Genomic DNA, 13,531 nt, shown 5'->3' on the forward strand with positions numbered 1-13,531 from the left:
AATGTATGTGTTCTGTAAAAAGCTGCCGACAAAGCTAAATGCTTTGCGAGCAGTTTTTTTATTTTAATATGACTATTCAGTGAGATAAATGTATTTTGTTAGTGATGTTATAGGGTGACTGAAAAACATACATTCAATTAAAATCATTTAATAAGTAAAAGTAATATTTAGTATGTACATGCGACAATTGCTTTATTAAATATGATAAAAATATTAATCTTAAAAAATATAATCTCAATAATCAAATGGTATAACAGTGCAATAATAGTGTACATCAAGGTCGTTTTAACTTATAATAAATAGTGAGTTTGTATATGGACGGGTCACTATTTATAGGAGGTAACATTTTGAGTTTAATAAAGAAAAAAAATAAAGATATTCGTATTATTCCACTCGGTGGAGTAGGCGAAATCGCTAAAAATATGTACATCGTTGAAGTAGACGATGAAATGTTTATGTTGGATGCAGGATTAATGTTCCCAGAAGATGAAATGCTTGGGGTAGATATCGTTATTCCTGACATTCAATATGTCATTGAAAACAAAGAAAGATTAAAAGGAATATTTCTTACACACGGTCATGAACATGCTATAGGCGCAGTAAGTTATGTGTTAGAACAAATCGATGCACCAGTTTATGGTTCTAAATTGACAATTGCACTTGTTAAAGAAGCAATGAAGGCCCGAAATATTAAAAAGAAAGTACGTTACTATACTGTAAACCATGATTCAATTATGAGATTTAAAAATGTTAACGTTAGTTTCTTTAATACAACACATAGCATTCCCGATAGCTTAGGCGTATGTATTCATACTTCTTATGGTTCTATAGTTTATACTGGAGAGTTTAAGTTTGATCAAAGTTTGCATGGACATTATGCTCCAGATTTGAAACGCATGGCAGAAATTGGTGATGAGGGCGTGTTCGCATTAATCAGTGATTCAACAGAAGCTGAAAAGCCAGGATATAACACGCCTGAAAATATTATTGAACATCACATGTATGATGCTTTTGCCAAGGTTAAAGGTAGACTTATTGTATCATGCTATGCTTCAAACTTCGTTCGTATTCAACAAGTGCTTAACATTGCAAGTCAACTTAATCGTAAAGTGTCATTTTTAGGTCGTTCACTTGAAAGTTCGTTTAACATAGCACGTAAAATGGGATACTTTGATATACCAAAAGATTTATTAATACCTATTAATGAAGTAGAAAATTATCCTAAAAATGAAGTGATTATTATTGCTACAGGTATGCAAGGTGAACCAGTAGAAGCATTAAGTCAAATGGCTCGCAAGAAGCATAAAATTATGAACATAGAAGAAGGGGATTCAATATTCCTAGCAATTACTGCTTCAGCTAATATGGAAGTTATTATTGCAGATACATTAAATGAGTTAGTGCGTGCTGGAGCACATATAATTCCAAACAACAAGAAAATTCATGCGTCAAGTCATGGTTGTATGGAAGAATTGAAAATGATGTTAAATATCATGAAACCTGAATATTTTGTACCTGTTCAAGGTGAATTTAAAATGCAGATTGCACATGCCAAATTAGCAGCAGAAACAGGTGTAGCACCTGAGAAAATTTTCTTAGTTGAAAAAGGCGACGTGATTAGTTATAACGGTAAAGATATGATTTTAAATGAAAAAGTTCAATCAGGTAATATACTTATTGATGGGATTGGCGTTGGTGACGTAGGTAATATCGTATTAAGAGATCGACATCTATTAGCCGAAGACGGTATTTTTATTGCGGTTGTGACATTAGACCCTAAAAATCGACGTATTGCTGCAGGACCTGAAATTCAATCAAGAGGCTTCGTCTATGTTAGAGAAAGTGAAGAACTTTTGAAAGAGGCTGAAGAAAAAGTACGTAAAATTGTAGAGGAAGGTCTTCAAGAAAAACGAATAGAATGGTCAGAAATCAAGCAAAATATGAGAGATCAAATCAGTAAGTTACTATTTGAGAGTACAAAACGCCGTCCAATGATTATTCCAGTCATATCGGAAATCTAATCTTAATAGAATAATATTTAAAGAGGTTGGGACAATTTAGCAAAGCAAAATCATGTTTAATGACTTTGTTCAACAATTAGTTTTTCTTTTAAATATTTATCAGTTTCTAATATCTTAGAGTTTGGTAAATATGAGAGTGAATCTAAATAATCTAAGTTGTTCTTGCCTCTTTCATCTTATTAAAAATACATATAAATTATATATTCAAATGGGATGAATACTCTAAATATAGTAATGATGAGAGATTAAAAAAGAAGGTGTAGGTATTGCCACAAGCAAAAAAAAGAACATCGACGAAGAGAAAGGGTAATAAAAAAACGAATAAAAAAAAGCAAAATGAAACGCCTTTAAGATATATATTCTCAATAATTGTAGTAATTCTTATTATACTAGGCGCTTTTCAATTAGGAATCATTGGTAGAATGATTGATAGCTTTTTTAATTATCTTTTTGGAATGAGTCGATACTTAACTTATATTTTAGTACTTATTGCAACAATCTTTATAACATACTCTAAGCAAATACCTAGAACTCGACGTAGTATCGGTGCAATAGTTTTACAATTAGCTTTGTTATTTATAACGCAATTGTATTTTCATTTTTCACATAATATTACTTCACAAAGAGAGCCTGTACTGTCCTTTGTTTATAAAGCTTATGAACAAACACATTTTCCAAATTTTGGGGGCGGCTTAATAGGTTTTTATTTACTTAAACTATTTATACCTCTCATATCTATTGTAGGTGTAATAATAATAACTATCCTGTTACTAGCTTCGAGTTTCATTTTATTACTTAATTTAAGACATAGAGATGTTACAAAAAGTTTATTCGACAACCTCAAGTCATCAAGTAATCATGCATCTGAGTCAATAAAGCAAAAAAGAGAACAAAATAAGATTAAAAAAGAAGAAAAAGCTCAATTAAAAGAGGAAAAAATTGAACGGAAAAAACAAAAAAAATCACGTCAAAATAATAATGTCATTAAAGATGTTAGTGATTTTCCAGAGATTTCCCAGTCAAACGATATTCCAATATATGGTCATAATGAGCAAGAAGATAAAAGACAAAATACTACTAACCAACGTCAAAAACGTGTTTTGGATAATGAACAATTTCAACAATCATTACCAAGTACCAAAAATCAATCAATAAATAATAATCAGCCATCTACAACTGCTGAAAACAATCAACAACAAAGTAAGGCTGAAGGCTCAATATCTGAAGCTGGTGAAGAAGCCAATATTGAGTATACGGTGCCACCTTTATCTTTATTAAAACAGCCTACCAAACAAAAAACTACTTCAAAAGCTGAAGTCCAACGTAAAGGTCAGGTTTTAGAATCCACACTAAAAAACTTTGGTGTTAATGCTAAAGTAACACAAATTAAAATCGGTCCTGCAGTGACACAATATGAAATTCAACCAGCACAAGGTGTTAAAGTAAGTAAAATAGTCAATCTCCATAATGACATTGCATTAGCTTTGGCTGCGAAAGATGTACGAATAGAAGCACCTATTCCAGGTCGCTCTGCGGTAGGAATTGAGGTTCCTAATGATAAAATCTCACTTGTCACTCTAAAAGAAGTTTTAGAAGATAAGTTCCCATCTAAGTATAAATTAGAAGTCGGCATTGGTAGAGATATTTCTGGTGATCCAATATCAATTCAATTAAATGAAATGCCTCACTTACTCGTTGCTGGTTCAACAGGAAGCGGTAAATCAGTTTGTATTAACGGTATTATAACGAGTATATTGCTCAATACAAAACCGCACGAAGTTAAACTTATGTTAATCGATCCTAAAATGGTAGAGTTAAATGTTTACAATGGTATTCCTCATTTACTTATACCGGTTGTAACAAATCCACATAAAGCGTCTCAAGCTTTAGAAAAAATTGTTTCAGAAATGGAACGTCGTTATGATTTGTTTCAACATTCATCGACACGAAATATTGAAGGATATAACCAATATATACGCAAACAGAATGAGGAACTTGATGAAAAACAATCTGAGTTACCATATATCGTCGTAATAGTGGATGAATTGGCTGATTTAATGATGGTTGCAGGTAAAGAAGTAGAAAATGCTATCCAACGTATTACTCAAATGGCTAGAGCTGCGGGTATACACTTAATTGTAGCTACTCAAAGACCTTCAGTTGATGTTATTACTGGTATTATTAAAAATAACATTCCATCAAGAATTGCGTTCGCTGTAAGTTCTCAAACTGACTCTAGAACAATAATTGGTGCTGGTGGAGCTGAAAAGCTACTTGGTAAAGGTGATATGCTATATGTTGGTAACGGAGAATCTACTACTACCCGAATTCAAGGTGCTTTTTTAAGCGATCAAGAAGTGCAAGATGTTGTTAATTACGTTGTAGAGCAACAGAAAGCAAATTATGTTAAAGAAATGGAACCGGATGCACCTGTAGATAAATCAGAAATGAAGAGTGAGGACGCTTTATATGATGAAGCTTATTTATTTGTAATAGAAAAGCAAAAAGCTAGTACTTCTTTATTACAACGACAATTTAGAATCGGTTATAATCGAGCTTCAAGGCTCATGGATGATTTGGAACGTAACCAAGTTATTGGTCCACAAAAAGGAAGTAAACCTAGACAAATTTTAGTTGATTTAGAAAATGACGAGGTGTAAAAATGTCGGAAATGAGTGCAATCTATAGAGTAAAACAATACATTTTAAATTTAATCAAAGATGGTGAACTTACTAATGGAAGTAAATTACCTAGTAATTTGTCAATTGCGAGAGCATTAAATGTTAAAACAGATGATGTTTACGATGGTATAGATGAGTTGATTACTGAACAAGTAGTAACGGATAATTTTGAAGAGGGGACTAGCGTAAAAATCAAGCCCCCTTTCTATTACCCGTTAAATAAAATTATTAGTATAGGGACTATGATTAAAGAAGCAGGTTATGAGGCAGGAACAGAATATCTGAATCTTGACGAGCAACCTGCAACTATTTTAGATGCTGAACATTTAGGTATAGAAACAAAAGAACCTATAACAATTATTGAGAGACTAAGGACTGCTAATCATAAGCCGGTCGTATATTGTTTAGACAAAATAGCAAAAACTTATCTAACTTGCACAGATTATCAACAGAGTAGTGGTTCAATGTTAGAAGCTATTAAAGCATCTACAAATCATGCAATCATGCATGCAGAAATGGATTTAGAAGCAATTAGTTATGAACCTCATATCTCAGAAGTGCTTAATGCTTCACCTCACGAAGGGCTTATGTTACTTAAAGTAGTACATTATGACGAAAAGCATCAACCAATTTTGTATTCTTTAAATTATATTAAGAGTAGTTTAGTTAAATTCACTATTACTAAAAGTGAATAAATTGTCATATTAGACCAGGAGGTTAGATTTTGGAGAGATTCAATCAAGATAACACAAAAGTTCGAGTCAATGTTTTGCCTACCGATAAATTTAAAACAACGACAATTACCTTTAAATTTATGGCACCATTAAACTATAAAACAATTACTTCACGTTCAATTTTAAGTAAAGTATTAGTTCGTGCAACACAACAATGGCCCACCGATAAAACTTTAAATAAACAGTTATCAGAATTGTATGGCGCCTATGTTAATAGTTTTGTTTCAAAGTTTAAAGATAGGCATGTTATTACAATCTCATTAGAAGTAGTTAATGAAAAATTCTTAAAAGATAAAACCCCTTTATTTGAAAAGGGATTAGATACGTTAAAAGAAATAATTTGGAATCCATTAATCAAAGATAGATGCTTTGATCATACATATGTAGCTCAAGAAAAGTCTTTACTTAGCAAAAAACTTGAAGCAATGGAAGATAATAAAGCACAGTATTCATTTCTTCAGTTAATGAATTATATGTTTAAACAGGAGCCTTATCGATTTATAGCTACAGGTCAATTAGAACAAATTCCACAAGTGACTTCTGAAAGTCTATACGATACATATCTATCCATGATACAAAATGATGATTGTGCCATTTATGTTGTAGGAAATATTAACAAAGAGGAAGTAACACAACTTATTCTAGATAAGTTTGCAATTAAGCCTTTCTATTTAGAAAATAGAGAAACTACTGAAATCGCACCTTCTTTTGATCAACCGCAATATATAATTGAAAAAGACGATGTTGACCAAGCTAAATTGAATTTGGGATATCGCTTTCCATCTTATTATGGGAAAAGTAATTACTATGCATTTATAGTATTAAATATGATGTTTGGAGGAGATCCTTCCTCAGTACTATTTAACGAAGTCAGAGAAAAGCAAAGTTTGGCATACTCTATACATTCACAAATTGATGGTAAAAACGGATTTTTATTTGTTTTAAGTGGTGTTTCTGCTGAGAAATATGAGCAAGCAAAAGAAACTGTTATCAAAGAGTTTGATAAGATAAAAAGTGGAGATTTCGATTCTAATAAAATTGAATTAGCTAAAAAAATCATTATTTCTCATAGACACGAAGCATCAGATAGACCCAAAAGTATAATTGAAATACTGCATAATCAATTATTATTAAACCAACAACAAACTGATCAAGATTTTATAAATGCAGTGAATCGAGTGACGAAGACAGATGTTATTAAATTGGCAAATGAAGCTGTTCTAGATACAATTTATGTACTAACGAAAGGAGACCAACACTGATGAAAACACATCAATATGAACTTATAGATGAGAAAGTTTTCGAGCATGAGTTTGATAATGGGCTGAAATTATTTATCATCCCTAAGCCTGGTTTTCAAAAAACGTATGTGACCTACACAACTCAGTTTGGTTCATTGGACAATCAATTTAAGCCCATAGGTAGTCAGCAATTTGTAGAAGTTCCAGACGGTGTGGCACACTTTTTAGAACATAAATTGTTTGAAAAAGAAGATGAAGATTTATTTACTGCATTTGCCGAAGAGAATGCGCAAGCTAATGCGTTTACAAGCTTTGATCGTACGAGTTATTTATTTAGCGCAACAAGTAATATTGAAAGTAACATTAAACGTCTCCTCAATATGGTAGAAACACCTTATTTTACTGAAGAAACAGTTAATAAAGAAAAAGGGATTATAGCTGAGGAAATTAAAATGTACCAGGAACAACCAGGATATAAATTAATGTTTAATACTTTAAGGGCTATGTATTCCAAACACCCGATACGGGTGGATATTGCTGGTAGTGTTGAAAGCATTTATGAAATAACTAAAGATGATCTATACTTATGTTATGAAACATTTTATCATCCCTCTAATATGGTGTTGTTTGTGGTAGGCGATGTTAGTCCTCAATCGATAATTAAACTTGTAGAAAAGCATGAAAATCAAAGAGATAAAACTTATCAACCACGTATTGAACGTGCGCAAATTGATGAGCCTAGAGAGGTAAATCAACGATTTGTTTCCGAGAAAATGAAATTACAGTCACCACGATTGATGTTAGGTTTTAAAAATGAACCATTAGATGAAAGTGCAACGAAATTTGTTCAAAGAGATTTGGAAATGACTTTTTTCTACGAATTAGTTTTTGGTGAGGAAACTGAGTTTTATCAACAACTTTTAAATAAAGATTTAATAGATGAAACATTCGGTTATCAATTTGTATTGGAACCAAGTTACAGTTTTTCAATTATTACTAGTGCAACACAACAGCCTGATCTATTTAAACAACTAATAATGGATGAATTAAGAAAATATAAAGGAAACCTTAAAGATCAAGAAGCATTTGATTTGTTGAAAAAGCAATTTATTGGAGAATTCATATCAAGTTTAAATTCTCCAGAATATATAGCTAATCAATATGCAAAACTCTATTTCGAGGGAGTGAGTGTATTTGATATGCTAGATATCGTAGAAAATATTACGTTAGAGAGTGTAAATGAAACTTCCGAATTATTCTTGAACTTTGACCAACTTGTTGATAGTCGTCTGGAGATGGAAAATAGATGAAAGCGCTAGTCATAGGTGGTTCTGGAACAATAGGGCGTGCCATTGTAAAACGACTGCTATTTGAAGGTTATGAAGTCTTCTTACATTATCATTCAGCTCAATATTCTGATTTAAGTAATCAATTTAAAAATAGCAAAATTACATTTATTCAATGTGATTTAACCAAAGATATAAAACTCGAAGATTACTTTGGACACATTGACGAGCTAGATTGTCTGATTTATACCAGTGGGACAGCATTATATGGCATGTTACAAGATATGAGTGATTGTGACATCGATAATAGTTATGCATTAAATGTAAGACAATTTATACGTTTGACTCGCTACTTTATTGATATTTTAAGGCAGAGTAACAATGGACGTATCATTGTTATTTCATCAATTTGGGGAGAAACTGGAGCTAGTTTAGAGACAATCTATTCAGCAATGAAAAGTGCTCAAATTGGTTTTGTTAAAGCATTAAGTCAAGAATTAGCTTTAACTTCAGTAACTGTAAATGCTATTACACCAGGCATGGTAAAAGGAAAAATGAGCGATGTATGGTCTAAAGATGAGTTATCGAATATAGTAGCAGAGTTACCTCAGCAAAGAATGATTGATCCCTCTGAAGTGGCACATGCTTGTGCATACTTGTGTAGTACTATGTCAAAAAGTATTACGGGAACGGTCCACAAAGTAAATGGCGGATGGTATATTTAAATGCTTTGTCAGTAAAAGATAAGTTTTCTTGTTTCAATTGTTATAGGAGCAACATATAAGTAATAATAAAAGAAGTATCTTTTTATTATTGGTGTTATAATATGATAAACAAAGTTTTCATGTGCTTCGTTGTTAACAAGGGGTGGTCAAGAGATGACTTTTGCAAAAAGGAAAGAGTGGTACTTAGAATATGAGATAACTGTAAATCGTGCTGGCTTACTCGGTGATATTTCAAGTTTGCTTGGAATGCTCGGTATTAGTATTGTTACAATTAATGGTGTTGATCAGGGAAAAAGGGGATTGTTAATCAAAACAGATCAACTAGAAAAGGTCGAAAGGTTCGAACAAATTGTAAAAGAAATTAATGAAATAGAAATTACAAAGTTAAGAGTTCCTGAATTACGAGATAGACTCGCTGTACGACACGGTAGATATATTGAACAGGATGCTGATGATAAAAAGACTTTTAAATTTGAACGAGAAGATTTAGGATTACTTGTTGATTTTTTAGCTGAGTTATTTAAAGAAGAGGGACATAAATTAATCGGAATACGTGGAATGCCTAGAGTTGGTAAAACTGAATCTATTGTAGCTGGAAGTGTTTGTGCACATAAAAGATGGTTATTCATTAGCTCAACTTTAATTAAACAAACAGTAAGGCGTTCACTATTTAAAGGTGAATATGATTCTAATCACGTATATATCATTGATGGTGCGGTAACAGCACGTGAATTGAACCCTGAACACCAAGAATTGGTGAGAGAGGTTATGACGTTACCCTCAATAAAAGTTGTTGAACATCCAGATTTATTTGTAGAGTCGTGCAATTATAATATGGAAGATTTTGACTATATTATTGAATTGAGAGAAAATGAAAATCAAGAGATTCGATATGAAGAAATGAAGAAACATACGGTTCAAAGTAAGAATAATTTAGATTTTGGAGATCCATTTGGTGGAGGGTTTGGTTTCTTTGAATAATGTCTAGGAGGACTTTGAGTGAAAACGATTGGTGAAGTGTTGAAAAGTAGACGTGAAAGATTGGGTATGACACTAAGTGAATTAGAACAAAGAACTCAGTTAAAGCGTCAAACGTTAATACATATAGAAAATAATGATTTTAATGAACTAGCCAAGAGTGATTATACTGAAGGTTTTATTAGAAAATACGCTAAAGTTGTAAATATCGAACCAAATCAACTTATTGAAGCGCATCAAGATGAGATTCCTGAAACACAATATCAAATTGATGATGTGATACAAACATTTTCTAATGGGTATGAACCCCCTTACCGACGTCAATCTAAAGAAGTGTTTCAATTGTTGATGTGGATGGGTTTCATTATTTTAATATCTTTAATCGTTTGGATACTCGCAATATTAATTATATAAATATATGTTTTAGAAATGAGGATTTAATATGAATATACCGAATCAAATAACGGTATTTAGAGTTATTTTAATACCATTTTTTATTTTATTTGCTTTAGTTGATTTTGGTTTTGGGCAAATTTCAATTTTAGGTGGAAATCATATCAGAATTGAAATATTAATTAGTGCTATCATATTTGTGGTAGCATCATTAAGTGATTTTGCTGATGGTTATCTTGCCCGTAAATGGCAATTAGTTACTAATATGGGGAAATTCTTAGATCCACTTGCAGACAAATTATTGGTCGCGAGTGCATTAATTGTTATGGTGCAACTTGGTTTTACTAATTCTGTCGTTGCTATCATTATTATTGCTCGAGAATTTGCCGTTACAGGATTACGATTACTACAAATTGAACAAGGGTTTGTAAGTGCTGCAGGGCAACTTGGAAAAATAAAAACTGCAGTGACAATGGTTGCAATTATATGGATTTTATTCGGCGATCCTTTCGTGCACTATGTACATTTCCCAATTGGAGTGTGGTTATTATACATTGGAGTATTCTTTACTATTCTTTCAGGTATTGAATATTTTTATAAAGGAAGAGATGTATTTAAACATTCTAAATAAATGTGTAATTAAAAAATTGAGCTTGTATATTTATTTCATCTATAAAGTACCATATCAATTTGTTATATAATCATACTCTCTAAAATAAATACATTTTGATTTAGTTATCTTTGTCAAAGGTTTGTTTCCTATTTTATATGGGATGCAAACCTTTTATTTATTTAGTTGCTTTAGTGTGACAAAGAAGATAAAACAATTACTAGAATTGATTTAATATTTCACTTTTCAGATGTAATATTGATATACATCTGGTAAATCTTTTATAAAAATGCAATTTCAGCATGTTATAAAAAAATGTGATGTTATGTTTAAGTTATATTAGATGACAGTTCTGTGATACATAATTAAACTGTTTCTATAAAGATTCTTATTTTAGATTTATATTACAAAAAAATATATAATGGACTTATTGAAAAGACAATATAAATATTAGGGAGTATATCATTGATGAATATTTCAATAGTAGCTGTTGGCTCTGAACTATTACTAGGTCAAATAGCTAATACAAACGGGCAATATCTTTCAAAACTTTTTAATAGTATTGGTAAAAGTGTAGTAGAACACACAGTTATTGGTGATAACCCTCAAAGGTTAGAATATGTAATAAAGCAATGTCTATCTAGATTTGATACCATTGTTTTAACAGGTGGCTTAGGGCCAACAAAAGATGATTTAACTAAACATACTGTAGCTAAAGTATTAGGAAAAAACCTAGTGACGGATGAAACATCGTTAAACTTTATCAAAAACTATTTTAAAGAACAAGGTCAAGATATGACCTCTAATAATAAGCAACAAGCATTAGTGATTGAAGATGCCATAGTTTTACCAAATAAACATGGTATGGCTCCTGGTATGCTTGTAGAATTAGGTAAACAAAAAATAATTCTACTACCAGGTCCACCGAAAGAAATGCAACCTATGGCGAAAAATGAATTATTACCTTATCTTATGGATAAAGATGAAGTTATTTTTTCTGAATTACTTAGATTTGCTGGTATAGGAGAGTCGAAATTAGAAACACTATTAATTGACCTTATAGATGAGCAAACTAATCCGACAATCGCACCTCTTGCAGGTACGCATGAAGTATATGTTAGATTAACAGCCAATGCCGAAAGTAAGGAACGATGTCAACTGCTTATTAAGCCTATTCGAGATGAAATTTTAAATAGGATTGGTACTTATTATTTTGGTTCAGACGAAGTTAGCATTGAAGAATCGGTTATAAATAGTGCAAAACAGAATTTTGCTATTTATGACGGTGTAACTAATGGAGCTTTGTTTACTCGATTAAAAAATGCTGACAGTAAAAATCTAGTTAAAGGTATGCTACCACATTCTAACCAATTTATTGATATAACTTGTGAGTTTAATACCGTTTTATTCAATGCTGCTCAATATGTCAGGGATTTGTACCAAACAGATTTGGGTATTGTACTTTTAAATAAAGATAATATTGTATATTTAGGAATTTATGATGGAAATAATTTCGATATCGAAACATTTAAGATGTCTCAAAGTCGTAATTTATTGAGAAGCAGAAGTCAAAATTATGCGATGATTAGATTATTAAATTGGCTTAATAAATAGTAAATTTTAAATTTTTGCTAAAAATATAAGTACGTTTGTTCGTTTTTGTATTAGCTAAAACACAATAAATGCGAACAAATATTCGCAAAAGACTTGTGTTTTGCTTAAAATACTTGTATAGTAAGTATAAGATATTATACAGATAACTTTTTGTAGTAGGAGGTCTCGTTTTGGATAATGAACGTCAAAAAGCTTTAGATACAGTCATTAAAAATATGGAAAAATCTTTTGGTAAAGGTGCCGTTATGAAGTTAGGCGATAATAAAGGTCGCAGAGTATCAAGTACTTCAAGTGGTTCTGTCACAGTTGATAATGCATTAGGGGTTGGAGGTTATCCTAAAGGAAGAATTATCGAAATATATGGACCTGAAAGTTCAGGTAAGACGACAGTAGCTTTACATGCTATCGCTGAAGTACAAAAAAACGGTGGTGTAGCAGCATTTATCGATGCCGAACACGCTCTCGATCCAGTATATGCACAAGCATTAGGTGTAGATATTGACAATTTATACTTATCTCAACCAGATCATGGTGAGCAAGGTCTTGAAATCGCCGAAGCTTTTGTTCGTAGTGGTGCTGTGGACATTGTTGTTGTCGATTCAGTAGCAGCCTTAACACCTAAAGCTGAAATTGAAGGTGAAATGGGAGATACTCATGTTGGTTTACAAGCAAGATTAATGTCTCAAGCATTAAGAAAGTTATCAGGGGCTATTTCTAAATCTAATACTACAGCTATATTTATTAACCAAATTCGTGAAAAGGTTGGCGTGATGTTCGGGAATCCTGAAACAACGCCCGGTGGTAGAGCCCTAAAATTCTATAGTTCTGTACGTTTAGAGGTAAGAAGAGCAGAGCAGTTAAAACAAGGTCAAGACATTGTAGGTAACAGAACCAAAATAAAAGTTGTGAAAAATAAAGTTGCACCTCCATTTAGAGTTGCAGAAGTAGATATTATGTATGGTCAAGGTATCTCTAAGGAAGGAGAGCTCATTGATTTAGGTGTAGAGAACGATATCGTTGATAAATCAGGTGCCTGGTATTCTTATAATGGAGATAGAATGGGGCAAGGTAAAGAAAACGTCAAAAATTATCTTAAGGAAAATCCACAAATCAAAGAAGAAATTGACCGTAAGTTACGTGAAAAGTTAGGTATTTTCGATGGTGATGTGGATGAAAATGAAAATGAAGACGATTCACCAAAAACTTTATTTGATGAATAGTTTTTTAGTTGATTAAGTAAAAGGATGG

11 protein-coding genes are annotated in these 13,531 nt (G+C 31.9%); all 11 read left to right on the plus strand.

Annotation, left to right across the window (positions count from 1 at the left end; all coding sequences use genetic code 11):
* Window positions 1-347 precede the first annotated feature (347 nt).
* The 11 genes from rnjB (at window position 348) to recA (ending at window position 13,503) form a co-directional block, all read left to right on the plus strand.
* Entirely contained in the window at window positions 348-2,021 is a 1,674-nt protein-coding gene (rnjB, locus tag HMPREF2897_RS10745) for a ribonuclease J2 (protein ID WP_002457357.1), read from the plus strand.
* Window positions 2,022-2,287: 266 nt separating this feature from the next.
* Entirely contained in the window at window positions 2,288-4,681 is a 2,394-nt protein-coding gene (locus HMPREF2897_RS10750; RefSeq protein WP_002446306.1) for a DNA translocase FtsK, read from the plus strand.
* Window positions 4,682-4,683: 2 nt separating this feature from the next.
* Window positions 4,684-5,397, plus strand: coding sequence for a GntR family transcriptional regulator (locus HMPREF2897_RS10755; protein ID WP_070593191.1), 714 nt, complete (start codon window positions 4,684-4,686; stop codon window positions 5,395-5,397).
* Between the two features lie 29 nt (window positions 5,398-5,426).
* A complete protein-coding gene (yfmF, locus tag HMPREF2897_RS10760; protein WP_070593193.1) occupies window positions 5,427-6,698 on the plus strand; it encodes an EF-P 5-aminopentanol modification-associated protein YfmF in 1,272 nt (423 codons plus the stop codon).
* Window positions 6,698-7,987, plus strand: coding sequence for an EF-P 5-aminopentanol modification-associated protein YfmH (gene yfmH / locus HMPREF2897_RS10765; RefSeq protein ID WP_070593195.1), 1,290 nt, complete (start codon window positions 6,698-6,700; stop codon window positions 7,985-7,987). Before yfmF ends, yfmH begins: the two co-directional genes overlap by 1 nt.
* Window positions 7,984-8,688 (plus strand): elongation factor P 5-aminopentanone reductase, encoded by a 705-nt coding sequence (ymfI, locus tag HMPREF2897_RS10770; RefSeq protein ID WP_002446310.1) that lies wholly within the window; start codon window positions 7,984-7,986, stop codon window positions 8,686-8,688. The genes yfmH and ymfI overlap by 4 nt, the downstream gene beginning before the upstream one ends.
* Before the next feature lie 153 nt (window positions 8,689-8,841).
* The gene (locus HMPREF2897_RS10775; RefSeq protein ID WP_002457352.1) at window positions 8,842-9,669 is read left to right on the plus strand and encodes a YmfK family protein; all 828 of its coding nucleotides are present in this window, start codon (window positions 8,842-8,844) and stop codon (window positions 9,667-9,669) included.
* A gap of 18 nt (window positions 9,670-9,687) precedes the next feature.
* A complete protein-coding gene (locus tag HMPREF2897_RS10780; protein WP_002476025.1) occupies window positions 9,688-10,080 on the plus strand; it encodes a helix-turn-helix domain-containing protein in 393 nt (130 codons plus the stop codon).
* Window positions 10,081-10,108: 28 nt separating this feature from the next.
* Window positions 10,109-10,690, plus strand: a complete 582-nt coding sequence (pgsA, locus tag HMPREF2897_RS10785) for a CDP-diacylglycerol--glycerol-3-phosphate 3-phosphatidyltransferase (protein WP_002470245.1) — start codon at window positions 10,109-10,111, stop codon at window positions 10,688-10,690.
* Window positions 10,691-11,137: 447 nt separating this feature from the next.
* Window positions 11,138-12,283, plus strand: a complete 1,146-nt coding sequence (locus HMPREF2897_RS10790; protein WP_070593197.1) for a CinA family nicotinamide mononucleotide deamidase-related protein — start codon at window positions 11,138-11,140, stop codon at window positions 12,281-12,283.
* 170 nt (window positions 12,284-12,453) lie between these two features.
* The gene (gene recA, locus HMPREF2897_RS10795; RefSeq protein WP_002439552.1) at window positions 12,454-13,503 is read left to right on the plus strand and encodes a recombinase RecA; all 1,050 of its coding nucleotides are present in this window, start codon (window positions 12,454-12,456) and stop codon (window positions 13,501-13,503) included.
* The last annotated feature ends 28 nt before the right edge of the window (window positions 13,504-13,531 follow it).

This window comes from Staphylococcus sp. HMSC065D05 (genome assembly GCF_001813195.1).
GTDB classification, from domain to species: Bacteria; Bacillota; Bacilli; order Staphylococcales; family Staphylococcaceae; genus Staphylococcus; species Staphylococcus epidermidis.